The 18804-nt window shown below is 60.1% G+C and carries 16 protein-coding genes; all 16 read left to right on the top strand.

Going from position 1 to position 18804, the window contains the following annotated elements:
* The first annotated feature begins 420 nt into the window (after positions 1–420).
* Positions 421–3135 (top strand): DNA gyrase subunit A, encoded by a 2715-nt coding sequence (gene gyrA, locus HB376_RS35215; RefSeq protein WP_213768320.1) that lies wholly within the window; start codon positions 421–423, stop codon positions 3133–3135.
* 127 nt (positions 3136–3262) lie between these two features.
* Positions 3263–3868, top strand: a complete 606-nt coding sequence (locus HB376_RS35210; RefSeq protein WP_213768319.1) for a DUF2059 domain-containing protein — start codon at positions 3263–3265, stop codon at positions 3866–3868.
* A 204-nt stretch (positions 3869–4072) separates the two neighbouring features.
* Complete coding sequence (gene serC / locus HB376_RS35205) at positions 4073–5155, top strand: 3-phosphoserine/phosphohydroxythreonine transaminase (RefSeq protein ID WP_213768318.1); 1083 nt, start codon at positions 4073–4075, stop codon at positions 5153–5155.
* 66 nt (positions 5156–5221) lie between these two features.
* The gene (gene pheA / locus HB376_RS35200; protein ID WP_213768317.1) at positions 5222–6304 is read left to right on the top strand and encodes a prephenate dehydratase; all 1083 of its coding nucleotides are present in this window, start codon (positions 5222–5224) and stop codon (positions 6302–6304) included.
* Positions 6305–6334: 30 nt separating this feature from the next.
* Complete coding sequence (hisC, locus tag HB376_RS35195) at positions 6335–7450, top strand: histidinol-phosphate transaminase (RefSeq protein WP_213768316.1); 1116 nt, start codon at positions 6335–6337, stop codon at positions 7448–7450.
* A gap of 99 nt (positions 7451–7549) precedes the next feature.
* Positions 7550–8473 (top strand): prephenate dehydrogenase/arogenate dehydrogenase family protein, encoded by a 924-nt coding sequence (locus tag HB376_RS41440; RefSeq protein WP_346730648.1) that lies wholly within the window; start codon positions 7550–7552, stop codon positions 8471–8473.
* A gap of 42 nt (positions 8474–8515) precedes the next feature.
* Complete coding sequence (aroA, locus tag HB376_RS41435) at positions 8516–9820, top strand: 3-phosphoshikimate 1-carboxyvinyltransferase (protein ID WP_255631746.1); 1305 nt, start codon at positions 8516–8518, stop codon at positions 9818–9820.
* Positions 9821–9896: 76 nt separating this feature from the next.
* A complete protein-coding gene (gene cmk / locus HB376_RS35185) occupies positions 9897–10577 on the top strand; it encodes a (d)CMP kinase (protein WP_213768315.1) in 681 nt (226 codons plus the stop codon).
* Positions 10578–10749: 172 nt separating this feature from the next.
* A complete protein-coding gene (rpsA, locus tag HB376_RS35180; protein WP_031361047.1) occupies positions 10750–12465 on the top strand; it encodes a 30S ribosomal protein S1 in 1716 nt (571 codons plus the stop codon).
* Positions 12466–12486: 21 nt separating this feature from the next.
* Complete coding sequence (locus HB376_RS35175) at positions 12487–12825, top strand: integration host factor subunit beta (protein ID WP_213768314.1); 339 nt, start codon at positions 12487–12489, stop codon at positions 12823–12825.
* 368 nt (positions 12826–13193) lie between these two features.
* Complete coding sequence (locus tag HB376_RS35170) at positions 13194–13487, top strand: LapA family protein (protein ID WP_213768313.1); 294 nt, start codon at positions 13194–13196, stop codon at positions 13485–13487.
* Between the two features lie 82 nt (positions 13488–13569).
* Complete coding sequence (lapB, locus tag HB376_RS35165) at positions 13570–14745, top strand: lipopolysaccharide assembly protein LapB (RefSeq protein ID WP_213768312.1); 1176 nt, start codon at positions 13570–13572, stop codon at positions 14743–14745.
* Positions 14746–14883: 138 nt separating this feature from the next.
* Positions 14884–16275: a UDP-glucose/GDP-mannose dehydrogenase family protein gene (locus tag HB376_RS35160; protein WP_213768311.1), complete on the top strand. Its 1392-nt coding sequence runs from the start codon at positions 14884–14886 to the stop codon at positions 16273–16275.
* Entirely contained in the window at positions 16253–17254 is a 1002-nt protein-coding gene (gene rfaE1 / locus HB376_RS35155) for a D-glycero-beta-D-manno-heptose-7-phosphate kinase (RefSeq protein WP_255631745.1), read from the top strand. The genes HB376_RS35160 and rfaE1 overlap by 23 nt, the downstream gene beginning before the upstream one ends.
* Positions 17251–18243: an ADP-glyceromanno-heptose 6-epimerase gene (gene rfaD, locus HB376_RS35150; protein ID WP_213768310.1), complete on the top strand. Its 993-nt coding sequence runs from the start codon at positions 17251–17253 to the stop codon at positions 18241–18243. The genes rfaE1 and rfaD overlap by 4 nt, the downstream gene beginning before the upstream one ends.
* Before the next feature lie 74 nt (positions 18244–18317).
* Positions 18318–18641 carry a helix-hairpin-helix domain-containing protein gene (locus HB376_RS35145; protein ID WP_213768309.1) on the top strand — a complete coding sequence of 108 codons (324 nt, stop codon included), beginning with the start codon at positions 18318–18320 and terminating at the stop codon, positions 18639–18641.
* Positions 18642–18804 lie beyond the last annotated feature (163 nt).

Raw genomic sequence — 18804 nt, 5'->3', positions numbered from 1 at the left:
TTTTTCGACGGTTTTTCGCGCGGTAATTGGCGGCGTCAAAACCCGTGAGGCCGAATGATAGCGGGTTAGTCTGACGTTTTCACTTTGTTGCGTGCGGCAATTTGTAAGCTTTCGCTACCGTTTGCTTCGTGGGCCCGCTTCATGCGCTTTCATGCTGATGCCATGCTGGTTATCGGCCAGCGCTGGCCTGTGCTGTCCCGCTCCGTCTCTCGCCACGCTGTTGTGTCCCTGAATTTCCCAATCCGCGCTGTTCCGACTCTATGTATACGCATGTGCTCCGGGAGCGGATGTCGCGCATGTTAGAATCGCGTGATGCGTTGCGTTCGCAATGCCGATGCTAAACGACGGTGAATCCGGGTAAAACGCCGCAAAAGAGGCTTTTATTCCGCGCCGGCGCCGCACAGTTCAAGACACGGATAAATGGATCAATTCGCCAAAGAGACCCTGCCAATCTCCCTTGAGGAGGAAATGCGCCGCTCATATCTCGATTACGCGATGAGCGTGATCGTGGGGCGAGCGCTCCCCGATGTCCGCGACGGCCTCAAGCCAGTCCACCGCCGCGCGCTGTATTCCATGCACGAATTGAACAACGACTGGAATCGCGCTTACAAGAAGTCGGCGCGTATTGTGGGCGACGTCATCGGTAAATATCACCCGCATGGTGACCAGTCGGTCTACGACACCATCGTGCGGATGGCGCAGCCGTTTTCGCTTCGCTACATGCTGGTCGACGGGCAAGGCAATTTCGGTTCGGTCGACGGCGACAACGCCGCCGCCATGCGATACACCGAAATCCGCATGGCGAAGATCGGCCACGAGTTGCTGGCTGATATCGACAAGGAAACGGTCGACTTCGGCCCGAACTACGACGGCAGCGAAAGCGAGCCGCTGGTCCTGCCGGCTCGAATTCCCAATCTGCTGATCAATGGGTCTGCCGGCATTGCCGTGGGCATGGCAACGAACATTCCGCCGCATAACCTGCGCGAAATTGTCGACGCCTGCATGCATCTGCTGAATAACCCCGACACGACCATCGACGAACTGATGGAAATCGTTCCGGCACCGGATTTCCCGACGTACGGCGTGATTTATGGCGTCTCGGGTGTGAGGGACGGTTATCGAACGGGTCGCGGACGCGTCGTGATGCGCGCGACCACGCACTTCGAAGAGATCGACCGCGGCCAGCGCATGGCGATCATCGTCGACGAAATCCCGTATCAGGTGAACAAGCGCACGCTGCTTGAGCGCATTGCGGAGCTGGTGAACGAGAAGAAGATCGAAGGCATCTCGGACATCCGCGACGAATCTGACAAGAGCGGCATGCGCGTGGTGGTCGAGCTGAAGCGCGGCGAAGTGCCGGAAGTGGTGCTGAACAATCTGTACAAGATGACGCAGCTCCAGGACACGTTCGGCATCAACATGGTCGCGCTGGTCGACGGCCAGCCGCGCCTGCTGAACCTGAAGCAGATGCTGGAGTGTTTCCTGTCGCATCGGCGGGAAGTGCTGACGCGGCGCACTGTATACGAGCTGCGCAAGGCGCGGGATCGTGGCCACGTGCTGGAAGGCCTGGCGGTCGCGCTGGCGAATATCGACGAATTCATCCGCATCATCAAGGCCGCGCCGACTCCGCCGATCGCGAAGCAGGACTTGATGAACAACGCCTGGGACTCGGAAATCGTGCGCGAAATGCTGTCGCGCGCGGAAACCGAGGAATCGGGCGGGCGTCAGGCGTATCGGCCGGAAGGCTTGAATCCGGCGTACGGCATGCAGGCCGACGGGATGTACAAGCTTTCCGACGTTCAGGCGCAGGAAATTCTGCAAATGCGCCTGCAACGCCTGACCGGGCTCGAGCAGGACAAGATTGTCGGCGAGTACAAGGAAGTGATGGCGCAAATCGCTGATTTGCTCGACATCCTGGCTCGCCCGGAACGGATTCGCGCGATCATCGTCGAGGAATTGACGTCCATTCGTGCTGAATTCGGCGATGACCGCCGTTCGCGCATCGAACTGAACGCGACCGAACTGAATACCGAAGACCTGATCACGCCGCAGGAAATGGTCGTGACCATGTCGCACACCGGCTACGTCAAGTCGCAGCCGTTGTCCGAATATCGGGCGCAAAAGCGTGGCGGCCGCGGCAAGCAGGCCACGCAGATGAAGGAAGACGACTGGATCGACACGCTCTTCATCGCGAATACGCACGATCACATGCTGTGTTTCTCGAACCGTGGCCGTGTTTACTGGATCAAGGTCTACGAAGTGCCGCAGGGTTCGCGGAATTCGCGTGGCCGGCCGATCGTGAACATGTTCCCGTTGCAGGACGGCGAGAAGATCAACGTCGTGCTGCCGATCAAGGAATTTTCCGCCGATAAATACGTCTTCATGGCGACCTCGCTGGGTACGGTCAAGAAGACGCCGCTGGAGGCATTCAGCCGGCCGCTGCGCAAGGGCATCATCGCGGTCGGTCTTGACGACGGCGATTTCCTGATCGGTGCGGCCATTACGGACGGTCAGCATGACGTGATGCTGTTCTCGGATTCGGGCAAGGCGGTGCGTTTCGACGAAAACGACGTCCGTGCCATGGGCCGAGAAGCCCGTGGCGTGCGCGGCATGCAACTGGAAGAAGGTCAGCAGGTCATCGCGTTGCTCGTCGCCGGCGGTGAAAACCAGTCGGTACTGACTGCGACCGAGAACGGTTTCGGCAAGCGTACGCCAATCGACGAATACACCCGTCACGGCCGCGGCACGAAGGGAATGATCGCTATCCAGACGTCGGAACGTAACGGCAAGGTGGTCGCCGCAACGCTCGTCGAGCCGGAAAGCGAGATCATGCTGATCACCAATACCGGTGTGCTGATTCGCACGCGGGTGTCGGAGATCCGTGAAATGGGCCGTGCAACCCAAGGTGTTACACTCATCAGTCTTGACGACGGCACGAAGCTGTCCGGCTTGCAGCATATCGCCGAGGCGGAAGTGGCAGTCGAACTCGACGCCGATCTGGAAGGTGATGCAGGCGAGGCCGGCGAACCATCGGCCAGCGTTGCGGCTGATGATTCGACCGATGCAGCGGATGACGCTGACGTTGGCGATACGCCGGACGACACGCCGGAAGGCGATGAGGACGGCACGTCCTGACCGAATGTTCGCAACCAGCGCCTGTTCTGCCTGTTCTGTTTCTGAAAGCTTGAATGGATAAGCTGCGCGACTTGAGCAAATGCCGAGTCGCGCCGCGATGAAAGCAAAATTTTTTAAGGGAGTAATGATGCAAAAACAGTTTAAACAATGGATGTTGCTGGCTGCTTTGGTACCGGCTTTCGCATCGGCTCAATCGCTCCAGAGCCAAGCGACGACGCCGGCTGCAGACGCAGCCACAGCGGCACCGGATCCGGCGAAGCAAGCTGCGATCAAGGACCTGCTGGACGCAATCGACGCGCAAAAGCTCGTCGGCGCCATTGGTAACAGCGCACAAATGCAGTCGAAGCAACTGGTTCCGGCCATCCTGTCCGACGCTTTGAGCGAAAACAAGACGCTGAACGACAAGCAGAAGCAAGCCGCTGTTCCTCAGCTCCAGAAGGACACGGTACCGAAGCTGGTTGATTCGGCAGGTCAGGTCTTCGCGACCGACTCGTTCCGTCAGGACGCCATGCAGGCACAGTACGACGCATACGCGAAGTACTACACGACAGCTGAAATCAAAGACCTGACGTCGTTCTACAAGAGCCCGACGGGTCGCAAGTTCATCCAGGTTCAGGACCAGGTTGGTCGTGACGTGGTGAACGGTCTGATGCAGAAGTACATGCCGCAATCGATCAAGGCCACCCGCACGCAAGCGGACAAGGAAGTGGCTGCTGTCAAGCCGGCCAAGTAAGCCAGGCTGCCAAAACCCGCTGCCGCCCGGGCGGCTGTAGTTTGGCGGGTTTATGGGACGGTGCGATAATGGCTGTTTGCGTTCAGACGCAAACAGCCATTTGTTTTTCGTGGCGGGGTTTAGACGTTATTCAGCTGTTTCTCGCTGGCGTTTCCCTCGCTGGCGTTCTCTTTATTGCGTCCGGTTTTTCGGGGTGTTTATCAGATGCGCGTCTTCAATTTCTCCGCTGGTCCTGCAGCAATGCCTGAAGAAGTACTCCGTCAAGCTGCCGACGAAATGCTCGATTGGCACGGTAGCGGCATGAGCGTGATGGAAATGAGCCATCGCGGCGCTGAGTTCATGTCGATCCATGAAGCTGCGCTGACCGATCTCCGCGACCTGCTGAAAGTGCCCGCATCGCACAGGATCCTGTTCCTGCAGGGCGGCGGCATAGGTGAGAACGCGATCGTTCCGCTGAACATGCTGGGCGCGCGGAAAACCGCGGATTTTGTCGTGACCGGTTCGTGGTCGCAGAAATCGTTCAAGGAAGCGCAGAAGTACGGCACGCCGCACATTGCTGCCAATGGCAAGACGGAGCAGGGTTTCACCCATGTGCCGAAGATCGCCGAATGGCATCTTTCCGACGATCCGGCCTACGTCCATATCTGCACGAACGAGACAATCGACGGCGTCGAGACCTTTGAGATTCCTGATCTGGGTTCGGTGCCGCTCGTCGCCGACGCGTCGTCGCACATTCTGTCCCGCCCGATGGACATCGCGAAATACGGCGTGCTGTTCGGCGGCGCGCAGAAGAATATCGGCATGGCGGGCGTGACGGTCGTGATCGTGCGCGAGGATCTGCTCGACCGCGCGCTGGCCATCTGCCCGTCGGCGTTCGAATGGAAGACCGTCGCCGAGAACAATTCCATGTACAACACGCCGCCCACCTACGCCATCTACATTGCCGGCCTGGTGTTCAAATGGCTGAAAAAGCAGGGCGGCCTGGAAGCTATGGAAGCACGCAGCATCGAAAAATCGACGCTGCTGTACGACACTATCGACGCCAGCAGTTTCTATCTGAACAAAGTCGAGCGTCAGTCGCGCTCGAGGATGAACGTACCGTTCTTTCTCGCCGACGAATCCCGTAACGAAGCATTCTTGGCCGGCGCAAAAGCGCGCGGCCTGCTGCAGCTGAAAGGCCACAAGTCGGTCGGCGGCATGCGCGCGTCCATCTATAACGCGGTGCCGCTCGAAGCGGTGAAGACGCTCGTCGAGTATATGAAGGAATTCGAGCAGGCCAGCGCCTGAAATCAGGTCTGGCCTCCCATCCGATGCTTGCCCCGCCAAGCCGGATCGACTCATCTCATACAACGCATGGACGACGACCTTAATTCACGACTCATACCGCTGCGCGAACGCATCGACGCGCTCGACGCGCAGCTCATCGCGCTCCTGAACCAGCGCGCCGCCGTCGCGCTCGAAGTGGGCGAGGTGAAGAAGCATTTCAACGCGCCGGTGTTTCGCCCCGAGCGCGAGATGCAGGTGATCGCGCGGCTCCAGGAAATGAGTGAAGGGCCACTCGCCGACGATCACATCAGCTCGATCTGGCGCGAGATCATGGCCGCGAGCCGTGCGCTCGAAAAGACGCTGCGCGCGGCTTATCTCGGCCCGGTCGGGACCTACAGCGAGCAGGCGATGGTCGAGTATTTCGGACATTCCATCGAAGGTCTGCCGTGCCCTTCCATCGACGAAGTGTTTCGCTCGGTCGAAGCCGGCGCGGCCGAATTTGGCGTGGTGCCGGTTGAGAATTCAGCGGAAGGCGCGGTTTCGCGCACGCTCGATCTGTTGCTGCAAACGTCGCTCGTGATCAGCGGCGAATTGGCCTTGCCGATTCACCACAACCTGTTGACGGCGTCCGGCACGCTCAATGGCGTGACGCGCGTGTTCGCGCATCCGCAAGCGCTCGCGCAATGCCAGCACTGGCTGACGGCGAATGTGCCCACGCTCGCGCGCCAGGCGGTATCGAGTAATGCGGAAGCGGCGCGGCTGGCGGTGGGTGACCCGAGTATCGCGGCTATTGCGGGGGACCGCGCGGCCACGCATTACGGACTCGGCGTGGTCAGCGCGCTGATCCAGGACGACCCGCACAACCGCACGCGCTTCGTGATGATTGGCAAGGAGCGTACAGGCGTAAGCGGGTATGACCAGACGTCATTGATCGTGTCGGTGGCGAACGAGCCCGGCGCGTTGCTGAAATTGCTGGAACCACTGGCACGTCACGGGGTATCGATGACCCGTTTCGAGTCGCGTCCAGCGCGCGTCGGCACGTGGGAATACTACTTTTATATCGACGTGGAAGGACATCGCGAGGACGCAGCGGTCGCCGCCGCGCTCAAGGAACTGGGCGAAAAGGCCGAGTTCTTCAAGATCCTCGGCTCGTACCCGCGCGCTCGTTGAGTTGAGCCCTTTAAAACCGCTGGAGAAAACATGACATCGCAATTCGGCCCTTCCTACGTGCGCGCGATCGCGCCTTATATTGCCGGCAAGCCGATCTCGGAAGTGGCGCGTGAATTCGGACTGAACGAAGCGGACATCGTGAAGCTCGCGTCGAATGAAAATCCGCTCGGCATGCCCGAGTCGGCCAAGCTAGCGATGGCGCAAGCCATGCAGGAACTCGGCCGTTACCCGGACGCGAACGGTTTCGATCTGAAGGCCGCGTTGAGCGAACGTTACGGCGTGCCGCCGGAATGGATCACGCTCGGCAATGGCAGCAATGACATCCTCGAAATCGCCGCGCATGCGTTCGTCGAGAAGGGGCAGTCGATTGTCTACGCGCAATACTCGTTCGCGGTCTATGCACTTGCCACGCAGGGTCTGGGCGCGCGTGCGATCGTCGTGCCGGCCGTGAAGTACGGTCACGACCTTGAGGCGATGCTCGCTGCCATTGCCGACGACACGCGTCTCGTGTTCGTTGCGAATCCGAACAATCCGACGGGTACGTTTATCGACGGTAGGACGCTTGAGGCGTTCATTGCACGCGTGCCGCGTCACGTGGCGATCGTGCTGGACGAGGCGTACACGGAATACCTGCCGAAGGGCAAGCGCTACGATTCCATCGAATGGGTGCGTCGTTATCCGAATCTGCTCGTGTCGCGGACGTTTTCAAAGGCGTTCGGGCTGGCTGGACTGCGCGTGGGTTTCGCCATTGCGCAACCGGAGCAAACCGATCTGCTGAATCGCCTGCGCCAGCCGTTCAACGTGAACTCGCTGGCGCAAGCCGCCGCGATTGCCGCGTTGAAGGACACCGCGTTCCTGGCGAAGAGCGCCGAGATCAACGCGGCGGGGTATCGCCGGCTGACGGAAGCCTTCGACAAACTCGGCCTGGAATATGTCCCGTCCGACGGCAACTTCGTGATGGTGCGCGTAGGTAATGACGACGCCGCCGGGCAGCGTGTGAATCTCTCGTTGCTCAAACAAGGCGTGATCGTGCGGCCAGTCGCCAACTACGGTTTGTTACCGTGGCTGCGTGTCACGATCGGTTTGCCGGAAGAGAACGACGCGTTTATCGCGGCGCTCGAAAAGTCGTTGGCGGCAACTGCCTGATTGTTTCTGTTTCGGCCATGCGTTTCTATTTTCTAGAAATGCACGGATTGTTTCGATTGTTCACCCTCGCGCCGAAAGGCGCGTTTTCATCGATGTCTCGTGGCCGCGTTCGCTTTCAATAAAATCGTCATTTTTGGTGTCGGCCTGATCGGCGGCTCACTCGCGCGCGCTTTGCGCGAACGGGCTGGCGCGACGGGTGAAGTCGTGGGCGTCGGGCGCTCGATCAAGACCGTCGAGCGTGCGCGGGAACTTGGCGTAATCGATTCGGCCGTGTTTCTCGACGACGACCGCGCGCTCGAACTCGCACTGCGTGGCGCCGACTTCGTGCTGGTCGCCGCGCCGGTTGCGCAAACCGAGCCGCTGCTGCGGCGGATTGCCCCGTTTCTGGACGCCAGCACCATCGTGACCGATGCCGGCAGCACAAAGAATGACGTTGTCACGGCCGCGCGTGCAGCGTTGGGCGAGCGCGTTGCGCAATTTGTGCCGGGCCATCCGATCGCCGGCCGGGAATCAAGTGGTCCCGATGCCGCCATCCCTGATCTCTACGTTGACCGTAATGTCGTGCTGTGTCCGTTGCCGGAGAACTCGCCAGAAGTCGTGGAGCGCGTTGCCGATATGTGGCTCGCGACCGGCGCAATCGTGCATCGAATGGCGGCCGAGCAGCACGACAGCGTGCTCGCGTCGGTGAGCCATTTGCCGCACGTGTTGTCGTTCGCGCTGGTCGAGATGATTCTGCAAGCGCCGGATGCGGCGCTGAAGTTTTCGTTCGCTGCCGGCGGGTTCCGCGATTTCACTCGGATCGCGGCATCGAGTCCGGAAATGTGGCGCGACATATGCATCGCGAACCGGGCAGCGCTGCTGAGCGAAATCGATGCTTATACCAACGTGCTGGCGCGTTTTCGCCAGGCTATCGACACCTCCGACGGCGCCGCGCTCGAAGCTGCCTTCGAACGCTCGCGCACGGCGCGGACCGTTTGGCAACATGGCGGCGCGATCAAAGCCGCCGACGATTCCGCACAATAATCCGCACAATAGCTAGCTGGACCTGACTAACTGGACTTAACCATGGAACACCTCGATCTCGGACCTTTTTCGCGTGCGTCCGGCACGGTCCGGCTGCCCGGATCGAAGAGCATTTCAAACCGCGTCCTGCTGCTCGCCGCGCTGGCTGAGGGCGAAACGGTGATCACGAACCTGCTCGATTCCGATGACACCCGCGTGATGCTCGCGGCGCTCAATACATTGGGCGTCGAGGTGCAAAACGATGGCGAACGCTGTGTCGTGAAAGGCACCGGCGGCCGTTTTCCGGTGAAATCGGCGGAGCTTTTTCTTGGCAACGCGGGCACCGCGGTGCGTCCGCTCACCGCCGCGTTAGCGTTGAACGGCGGTGAATATCGCGTGCATGGCGTGCCGCGCATGCACGAACGGCCGATCGGCGATCTCGTCAATGGCTTGCGTCAGATTGGCGCGAAGATCGATTACGAAGCGAACGATGGTTTTCCGCCGCTGCGGATTCATCCGGCCGACATTGCCGTCGATCAACCGATCCGCGTGCGTGGCGACGTCTCCAGCCAGTTCCTGACCGCGTTGCTGATGAGCTTGCCGTTGGCGCAGAACACGCGCGGTCCGATTGTCGTGGAAGTGGACGGTGAGCTGATTTCGAAGCCGTATATCGATATCACGATCAAGCTGATGGAGCGTTTCGGCCTGACCGTCGAACGCGACGGCTGGAAGAGTTTTACGCTGCTGGCTGGCGCGCGCTACGCGTCGCCGGGAACCATTGCAGTGGAAGGCGATGCGTCGTCGGCGTCGTATTTCCTCGCGGCCGGCGCGCTGGGCGGTGGTCCACTGCGCGTGGAAGGCGTGGGCCGCTCGAGCATTCAGGGCGACGTGAATTTCGCCGATGCGCTGATCCGCATGGGCGCGAACGTGATGCTGGGCGACGACTGGATCGAAGTGCGCGGCGTGGAATCCGACGACGGCAAGCTGATGGCCATCGACATGGATTTCAACCTGATCCCCGATGCCGCCATGACCATTGCCGTCGCCGCGCTGTTCGCCACCGGCACGACCACGCTGCGTAACATCGCGAGCTGGCGCGTGAAGGAAACGGACCGGATTGCCGCGATGGCGACCGAGTTGCGCAAGGTCGGCGCGACGGTCGAGGAGGGCACGGATTACCTGGTCGTCACGCCGCCGGCCGCGTTGACGCCGAATGCCGCTATCGATACCTACGATGACCACCGCATGGCCATGTGTTTTTCGCTCGTGAGCCTTGGAGGCGTGCCGGTGTGCATCAATGACCCGAAATGCGTCGGCAAGACCTTCCCGGATTACTTCGAGCAATTCGCCAAGCTCGCGAAGGCCTGATGACCATGACTAATATAAACACAGCGGTGCAAGCCCCGACCCCGCGCGCAGCCGCCCGCCGATCCGGACGTCTCCGATGAAACACATTCGTCCGTTTCACCAGACTCCGGTTATCACCATCGACGGCCCGACGGCTTCGGGCAAAGGCACGGTCGCCGCGCTGGTCGCAGCCACGCTAGGCTTCCATTTACTCGATAGCGGCGCGCTGTACCGGCTCACCGCGCTTGCGAGCGCGCGCTACAACATCGATCCCGAGGACGGCGACGCGCTCGCTGAACTCGTCGCGGAACTCCACATCACGTTTCGGGAAGGTTGTGCGCAGCTCGACGGCGTGGATGTATCGACGGAAATTCGTGCCGAGGAAATCGGCAACCGCGCGTCAGCGATTGCCGTCCACGGCCAGGTTAGGACAGCGCTGATTGCGCGCCAGCGGGCGTTCCGCAAGCTTCCGGGGCTGGTGGCCGACGGCCGCGACATGGGCACCGTCATTTTTCCCGATGCAACGCTCAAGGTGTTTCTCACGGCCAGCGTTGAAGCGCGGGCCGCGCGGCGGCATAAGCAATTGATACAAAAAGGCTTTTCTGCTAATATGGAAGACTTGCTGCGAGATTTGCGCGAGCGGGACGCACGGGACAGCAATCGTGTAGCCGCGCCGCTCAAGCCTGCAGTGGACGCGAAGACGCTGGACACCTCCGGGCTATCCATCGACCAGGCGGTCGATCAGATCATCGGTTGGTTTAATGCGATTCACGTGTAGTTCGTTGCAATTGTTGGAAAAAGCCGACATGTCGAAGGCTTTGCTTTGGAGCTCCATGAGAAACATGGAGCGTGTTTTAACCCCTCAACCCCGTGTGGCGTTCGCCTTTTTTGCCATCGGTCCGAACAGTTCGGGCAGGCATCGCGAAGCAGCTGCGCAACTATAGATTTTTATGTCCGACCTGCAAACATCTACCCCGATTACCGAATCTTTTGCGGCTCTGTTCGAAGAGTCGTTGACCAAGCAGGACATGCGTGCGGGTGAAGTTATTTCCGCCGAAGTCGTGCGCGTCGACCACAATTTCGTGGTCGTCAACGCTGGTCTCAAGTCCGAAGCCTACATCCCGCTCGAAGAATTCCTGAACGACGCGGGCGAGGTAGAAGTGCAGGCGGGCGACTTTGTTTCCGTGGCTATCGACGCCCTGGAAAATGGTTATGGCGACACAATCCTGTCGCGCGACAAGGCGAAGCGTCTGGCTTCGTGGCTGTCGCTGGAAAAAGCGCTGGACAACAACGAACTCGTGACCGGCACTATCACGGGCAAGGTCAAGGGCGGCATGACCGTGATGGTCAACGGCATCCGCGCGTTCCTGCCGGGTTCGCTGGTTGACACGCGTCCGGTCAAGGACACGACCCCGTACGAAGGCAAGACCCTCGAATTCCGCGTGATCAAGCTTGACCGCAAGCGTAACAACGTCGTGTTGTCGCGCCGCGCTGTGATCGAAGCTACCCAAGGTGAAGAGCGCGCAAAGCTGCTCGAAACGCTGAAGGAAGGCGCGATCGTGGAAGGCGTGGTCAAGAACATCACGGACTACGGCGCATTCGTGGACCTCGGCGGTATCGACGGCCTGCTGCACATCACGGACATCGCATGGCGTCGTGTGCGTCACCCGAGCGAAGTGCTGTCGGTTGGCCAGGAAGTGACTGCAAAGATCCTCAAGTTCGACCAAGAGAAGAACCGCGTTTCGCTGGGTATCAAGCAACTCGGCGACGATCCGTGGGAAGGCATTTCCCGCCGTTACCCGTCAGGCACGCGCCTGTTCGGTAAGGTTACCAACATCACCGACTACGGCGCATTCGTGGAAGTGGAATCGGGCATCGAAGGCCTGGTTCACGTGTCGGAAATGGACTGGACGAACAAGAACGTTGCACCGTCGAAGGTTGTGCAACTCGGCGACGAAGTCGAAGTCATGGTTCTCGAAATCGACGAAGACCGCCGCCGTATCAGCCTCGGCATGAAGCAGTGCAAGCCGAACCCGTGGGACGACTTCAGCCGCAACTTCAAGAAGGGCGACAAGCTGGAAGGCGCCATCAAGTCGATCACTGACTTCGGCGTGTTCATCGGTCTGCCGGGCGGCATCGACGGTCTGGTTCACCTCTCGGACCTGTCGTGGAGCGAAACGGGCGAAGAAGCTGTTCGCAAGTACAAGAAGGGCGACGAAGTCCAGGCTATCGTTCTGGGCATCGATGTCGAGAAGGAACGCATTTCGCTGGGTATCAAGCAACTCGAAGGCGATCCGTTCAGCAACTTCGTGGCAATGAACGACAAGGGCGCGACGGTTGACGGCGTGGTCAAGTCGGTTGACGCGAAGGGTGCAGTCGTGACGTTGACGGCGGACGTGGAAGGTTATCTGCGCGCGTCGGAAATCGCTCAGGACCGCGTGGAAGATGCTCGCAACGTGCTGAAGGAAGGCGACAAGGTCAACGCAATGATCATCAACATCGATCGCAAATCGCGTGGCATCAACCTGTCGATCAAGGCCAAGGATTCGGCTGAACAGCAGGAAGCAATCCGTGGTCTGGCTTCGGCTGACTCGAGCACGGCTGCAACCGGCACGACGAACCTTGGCGCGCTGTTGAAAGCCAAGCTCGACGGCCAGAACGGCTAAGCCGCAAGGTATTGCTGCAGCATGACCAAATCGGAATTGGTCGCCCAACTGGCGCTGCGATTTCCGCAACTTGTTCTTAAAGATGCGGATTTCGCGGTGAAGACGATGCTCGATGCGATGTCGGACGCTTTGGCCAATGGCCATCGCATCGAAATTCGCGGCTTCGGCAGTTTCGGCCTCAATCGTCGTCCATCACGCGTTGGACGCAATCCCAAGTCGGGGGAGAAGGTGGAGGTACCGGAGAAATTCGTACCACACTTCAAGCCCGGCAAGGAGTTGCGCGAACGGGTAGACGGTCGCGCGGGCGAGCCGCTGAAACAGTTGAACGGACCGGATAGTGACGAAGACGACGATGTTTAAGCGGCGTCCGAGTTCATCCCGTATCGAGCCGCTGTCAGCCAGAGGCAAATGACCGAAAAAAGCACCCGCGAGGGTGCTTTTTTTATGCCCTGGCCGGACGCACGCCAACGGCGTTACCTTTCTGCACGCTCGTTCGTCACTGTCTCTTTTCGCGTCATCATAAGACAGTAAACCCCCGCAAACGTCCTGCTGATCGGCCTATCGTCCAAGCCGTTGCGCATTGCCTCATACGCTTCAATTACAATACCGGACGCCAATGATCAAGGACAGCGTGGCCCGCGCTTTGCGTCCCTCGTGGATATCGGTGTTGTACCCGCCGCCCGCGTTGCGTCCTGCGTCGTTCCGCTATTGCCGCCAAAGAGACCCTTATGAAATTTTTTGTTTGGCTGATCCGTGTACTGGTTTTCGTGCTCCTGCTCGTGCTGGCCTTGGCCAATACGCAAAGCGCGACGCTCAATTTTCTCGCCGGCTACTTCTGGCAGGCGCCGCTGATCCTGATCGGCCTGGCGTTTTTTGTCGTCGGCCTGGTTGCTGGACTGCTCTCGTCGCTGCCGTCGTTGTTTCGCCTGCGGATGGAAAATGCCCGGCTCAAACGCGAACTGCGCGTGGCGCGCGATGCCCCCGTCGTACCGATGGAACCGCCTATGCCGCCGCTGATTTGACGGGTCGCGCGTTGCCTGGCCCTGCGGCGGGTGCCCGCTTCCGGCACTCTGCACTGGTCCTTAACCCTTTCCAAGAATTCGCATGGATCTAGACTTCTGGTGGCTGCTTGTCATTCCGGTCGCGTTCGCTCTCGGCTGGATGGCATCACGCTATGACCTGAAAACCCTGCTGTCCGAAAACGCGAATCTGCCGCGCTCGTATTTTCGCGGCCTCAATTTCCTGCTGAACGAACAACACGACAAGGCCATCGACGCCTTTATCGAAGTTGCGAAGCTCGATCCTGAAACCATCGAATTGCACTTTGCGCTCGGTAACCTGTTTCGCCGCCGCGGTGAGACGGACCGGGCCATTCGCGTGCATCAAAACCTGCTGAGCCGTGCTGATCTGCCAGTCGCCGAACGCGATCACGCGCTGTTCGAACTCGGCCAGGATTTCCTGAAGGCGGGTCTGCTGGATCGCGCCGAGGAAACGTTCCGGTCGCTCGAAGCGGGCGAATATGCGCTCGGTGCGCAACGGGCGTTGCTGACCATCTACGAGATCGAGAAAGACTGGAACAAGTCGATTGCAACCGCCGGCCGGATCCAGGAAATGGGCGCGGCGACCCTTGAAAAGGAAGTCGCCCAGTTCCATTGCGAGCTCGCGCAAGAAGCGCTGCAGCGCAAGAATCCGGCAGACGCCCGCGCGGAACTGAAGCTCGCGCTCGCGGCCAATCCCGAGAATGTGCGCGCGACCATTCTGGTGGGCGACGTGGATGCCGCCGGTGGCGATCTGGAAGCGGCCATCGTGTGCTGGCGTCGCGTGGAAGAGCAGAATGCGGCTTATCTGCCCCTGGTGGCCGAGAAACTGGTCCAGGCTTACGAACAACTCGGCCGTACGGCTGAAGGCGTCGATTTGCTGGTCGACTACGTGAATCGTTATCCGTCGAACGATCTGCTGGACGTGGCGTTCAAGCACGTCGCGCAATTGCGCGGAATGGACGCGGCCCACGCGCTGGCGCGGCACCAGATGCAGACATCGCCGAATGTCGCCGGCATGACGCGGCTGCTGGAAGCGCAAGTCGCTACGGCCGAGGAACCGCGTCGCAGCGAACTCGAACTGATGCGCACGCTCGTGAAGCAGCGGACCAAGAACCTGCCGCGCTACACGTGCCAGAATTGCGGTTTCCGCGCGCGTCTTTTTTACTGGCAATGTCCTGGCTGTAGCGGCTGGGAAACCTATGCGCCACGCCGCGTCGAGCCGATCACCGCATCCGTCTGAACGCGGATTGCGCAATCCACGGACTGACCGCGGCCCGCGTGGCCCGGCTCGCTCAGGACGCACAACCTTTGACACGATTGGACTCCGCGGCTGTTTTAGCCTGATCCTTCGACAATTACCGGTCTCTCCGGAACGCTTATGAAAATATCCATCATCGGGACGGGCTACGTCGGACTAGTGACCGGCGCGTGCCTCGCTGAAATTGGCAACGACGTGCTGTGCCTGGACGTCGATGCACGCAAGATCGACATCCTCAATAACGGCGGCGTGCCGATTCACGAACCGGGTTTGCACGAGATACTGAAACGTACGCGTGCTGCCGGCCGCATCCGTTTTTCCACGAATATCCAGGAAAGCGTCGAGCACGGCGAGATCCAGTTCATCGCGGTGGGAACGCCGCCGGACGAGGATGGTTCCGCCGACTTGCAGTACGTGCTCGAGGCCGCGCGCAACATCGGGCGTTATGCAAACGGCTTCAAGGTGATCGTCGATAAATCGACGGTCCCGGTCGGCACAGCCCAGCACGTGCGCAACGTAGTCGAGCAGGAACTGAAGGCGCGCGGAATTCAGCCGACGGGGAAGAACGGCTTTTCGGTTCTATCGAATCCGGAGTTCCTGAAGGAAGGGGCGGCTGTTGACGACTTCATGCGTCCCGACCGCATCGTACTTGGCGTAGATGACGACGAAGCCGGCCAGATCGCCCGCGAGAAGATCAAGCGCCTCTATGGGCCGTTCAACCGCAACCACGATCGCACGCTCTATATGGACGTGCGTTCGGCCGAATTCACGAAGTACGCGGCGAACGCCATGCTCGCCACGCGTATCTCGTTCATGAACGATTTGTCGAATCTCGCCGATGCCGTGGGTGCGGATATCGAAGCGGTGCGTCGCGGTATTGGCTCGGACCCGCGTATCGGGTACCACTTCCTGTATGCCGGTTGTGGCTACGGCGGTTCGTGTTTCCCGAAGGACGTGCAGGCGTTGGCGCAGACGGCGCGTGAGAACGGGCATCGGTTGCGGATTCTGGAAGCCGTGGAAGAAGTGAACGATCTGCAAAAGGAAGTGCTTGTCGGCAAGATCACGAAGCGCATGGGTGAAGACTTGCGCGGCCGCACGTTTGCCGTGTGGGGCCTGGCGTTCAAGCCGAATACCGACGACATGCGCGAAGCGTCGAGCCGCCGGCTGATTGGCGCGCTGCTCGAACGCGGAGCGACGGTTCGCGCTTATGACCCCGTGGCGTTGGATGAAAGCCGGCGCGTATTTGCGCTCGATCTCGCCGATAAACCGCAGCAACTCGAACGCCTGCATTTCGTCGATTCACAAAAGGACGCATTGCCCGGCGCGGACGCCCTCGTGATCGTGACCGAGTGGAAGGAATTCAAGAGCCCGGATTTCGCGCATTTGAAGAGCGAGCTCAAAATGCCGGTCATTTTCGATGGCCGCAACCTGTACGAACCCGAAGCGATGGCGGAACTCGGCATCGACTATTTTGCAATAGGACGTCCCCATGTCGAACTCCCTGTCGCCTGACGCAGCGGTGCCTGCAATCGCTGCACACGCTCCTGTTCCACCGGTTCCGCGTGCGCGCATTGCGGCGGCACGTGTGCTGGTGGTTGGCGACGTGATGCTCGACCGCTACTGGTTCGGCGATGTGAACCGCATCTCCCCGGAAGCGCCCGTGCCCGTCGTGCATGTGCAGCGCCAGGAAGACCGGCTTGGCGGCGCGGCGAACGTGGCGCGCAATGCGGCCGCGCTGGGCGCGCAGGCGGGCCTGCTGTGCGTGGTCGGGCATGATGAGCCGGGCGAACGCATTGTGGAATTGCTGGGCGAGAGCCGGGTCACTGCGTTCCTCGAGCGCGACCCCGAATTGCTCACCACCATCAAGCTTCGCGTGTTGTCGCGGCAGCAACAACTGTTGCGGGTCGACTTCGAAAATACGCCGACTCACGAAGTCCTGAGCGCATGCCTGGCCCGGTTTGGGACGCTCTTGCCGCAACATGATGTGATCCTGATGTCGGATTACGCGAAGGGCGGCCTGACGCATGTGACGCAAATGATCGCGGACGCGAAGCGGGCTGGCAAACCGGTGCTGGTCGATCCGAAGGGCGACGATTGGGATCGGTATCGCGGCGCCACGCTGATCACGCCGAACCGCGCGGAGTTGCGCAAAGTGATTGGGCGCTGGAGCTCGGAAGAAGATTTGCTTGCACGTGTCACGGCGCTGCGCGAATCGCTTGATCTCGGTGCGTTGCTGCTGACGCGATCGGAGGAGGGCATGACGCTTTTCACCGCCGGCCAAGTGGTCCACACGCAGGCCGATGCGCGCGAAGTGTATGATGTTTCGGGTGCCGGCGACACGGTCATTGCAACCGTTGCAACTATGCTGGGTGCGGGTGTGCCGCTGGTCGACTGTATCGCTTACGCCAACCGTGCGGCGGGAATTGTCGTCGGGAAGCTGGGTACGGCGACCGTTGACTACAACGAACTTTTCGCCCTGACATCACCATGACAATTATTGTTACCGGCGCGGCCGGGTTTATCGGCAGCAACATCGTGAAGGCGCTCAATGAGCGTGGCGAACAGCGTGTGATCGCCGTCGACAACCTCACGCGCGCCGACAAGTTCAAGAACCTGGTCGATTGCGAAGTCGACGATTACCTCGACAAGACCGAATTCGTCGCGCGCTTTAAGCGTGGCGATTTCGGCAAGGTCAGGGCGATTTTCCATGAAGGCGCGTGTTCGGACACGATGGAAACCGACGGCCGCTACATGATGGACAACAACTTCCGCTATAGCCGTGACGTGCTGGACACGTGCCTGGAGCAGGGCGTGCAGTTCCTGTATGCATCGTCGGCGGCGGTGTATGGCGGATCGAGCGAATTCGTGGAACGTCGGGATGTCGAAAAGCCGTTGAACGTGTACGGCTATTCGAAATTCCTCTTCGATCAGATCGTGCGCCAGATCTTGCCGAAAGCGCGTACCCAGATTGCTGGGTTCCGCTATTTCAACGTGTACGGGCAGCGCGAGGATCACAAGGGACGCATGGCGTCTGTTGCGTTCCATAACTTCAACCAGTTCCGCGCCGAGGGCAAGGTCAAGCTGTTCGGCGAATACAACGGGTATGGCGCGGGCGAGCAGACGCGCGATTTCGTGTCCGTTGAAGATGTGACGAAGGTCAATCTGCACTTCTTCGATCATCCGGAGACGTCGGGTATTTTCAACCTTGGGACGGGGCGCGCGCAGCCGTTCAACGACATTGCGTCGACGGTGGTGAACTCGTTGCGCGCAATTGACGGCGAAGCGCCGTTGTCTCTGTCGGAGTTGGTGCAGCGTGGCTTGATTGAGTACATTCCGTTCCCTGACGCGTTGCGCGGCAAGTACCAGTGCTTCACTCAGGCCGATCAGTCGAAGTTGCGCGAGGCTGGGTATGACGCAGCGTTCCTGACGGTTCAGGAAGGTGTCAACAGATACGTGCGTTGGCTGTTCGGTCAGCTGTAAAAGCACCAGCCGTTTTCTTACACTGGGTCTCTCGGTCAGCGATCATCGCGGACCGGTTTTCAAGGGAGACTCACATGATCAAGAAACTTCTCGCGGCGTTCACGCTGGCTGTATCGATTGGTTCGGCGTTCGCCGCCGTGGATATCAACAACGCCAATTCCGATGCGTTACGTGGCATCAAGGGTATTGGGCCGGCCAAGGCGAAAGCCATTCTCGACGAGCGTGAGGCACATGGTCCGTTTAAAGACGCGGCCGAGTTGAGCAAACGCGTCAAGGGCATGGGTGGCAAGACGGTTGAGCGCTTGCAGGCCGAAGGGTTGACCATTGGGCCGGGTGGGACGCCGGTGGCGGTTGCCGGTGCTAAGCCGGCTGCTGGCGCAGTTGTCGTCAAGAAGTAATGCCATGCGGCGCATCGGTCGGCGCGCCGGTCGACCTGATGCGCCATGGATTTTCGTTCGCACTCGGGGTTCTGGGTGGGCTGGGTTTGGGTGGCAGGGCGTTAGGTTTACGGGCGGGGTTAGTGCCAAGGTGCCAGGTTCCGGGGTTAGCGGTCGGGGTCTA

The sequence above is a fragment of the Caballeronia sp. dw_19 genome, from assembly GCF_018449515.1.
Lineage (GTDB): Bacteria > Pseudomonadota > Gammaproteobacteria > Burkholderiales > Burkholderiaceae > Caballeronia.
Note: the sequence above shows the minus strand (reverse complement) of the source record. Positions and strands in the feature narration are given on the sequence as shown.

Excerpts from the sequence above, each read along its gene's own strand:
- pheA (WP_213768317.1), top strand. The coding sequence starts at position 5,222 with ATGGACGACGACCTTAATTCACGACTCATACCGCTGCGCGAACGCATC.
- cmk (WP_213768315.1), top strand. The coding sequence starts at position 9,897 with ATGAAACACATTCGTCCGTTTCACCAGACTCCGGTTATCACCATCGAC.
- lapB (WP_213768312.1), top strand. The coding sequence starts at position 13,570 with ATGGATCTAGACTTCTGGTGGCTGCTTGTCATTCCGGTCGCGTTCGCT.
- rpsA (WP_031361047.1), top strand. The coding sequence starts at position 10,750 with ATGTCCGACCTGCAAACATCTACCCCGATTACCGAATCTTTTGCGGCT.
- HB376_RS35170 (WP_213768313.1), top strand. The coding sequence starts at position 13,194 with ATGAAATTTTTTGTTTGGCTGATCCGTGTACTGGTTTTCGTGCTCCTG.
- rfaD (WP_213768310.1), top strand. The coding sequence starts at position 17,251 with ATGACAATTATTGTTACCGGCGCGGCCGGGTTTATCGGCAGCAACATC.
- rfaE1 (WP_255631745.1), top strand. The coding sequence starts at position 16,253 with ATGTCGAACTCCCTGTCGCCTGACGCAGCGGTGCCTGCAATCGCTGCA.
- HB376_RS35175 (WP_213768314.1), top strand. The coding sequence starts at position 12,487 with ATGACCAAATCGGAATTGGTCGCCCAACTGGCGCTGCGATTTCCGCAA.
- HB376_RS35145 (WP_213768309.1), top strand. The coding sequence starts at position 18,318 with ATGATCAAGAAACTTCTCGCGGCGTTCACGCTGGCTGTATCGATTGGT.
- gyrA (WP_213768320.1), top strand. The coding sequence starts at position 421 with ATGGATCAATTCGCCAAAGAGACCCTGCCAATCTCCCTTGAGGAGGAA.
- aroA (WP_255631746.1), top strand. The coding sequence starts at position 8,516 with ATGGAACACCTCGATCTCGGACCTTTTTCGCGTGCGTCCGGCACGGTC.
- HB376_RS35210 (WP_213768319.1), top strand. The coding sequence starts at position 3,263 with ATGCAAAAACAGTTTAAACAATGGATGTTGCTGGCTGCTTTGGTACCG.
- hisC (WP_213768316.1), top strand. The coding sequence starts at position 6,335 with ATGACATCGCAATTCGGCCCTTCCTACGTGCGCGCGATCGCGCCTTAT.
- serC (WP_213768318.1), top strand. The coding sequence starts at position 4,073 with ATGCGCGTCTTCAATTTCTCCGCTGGTCCTGCAGCAATGCCTGAAGAA.
- HB376_RS35160 (WP_213768311.1), top strand. The coding sequence starts at position 14,884 with ATGAAAATATCCATCATCGGGACGGGCTACGTCGGACTAGTGACCGGC.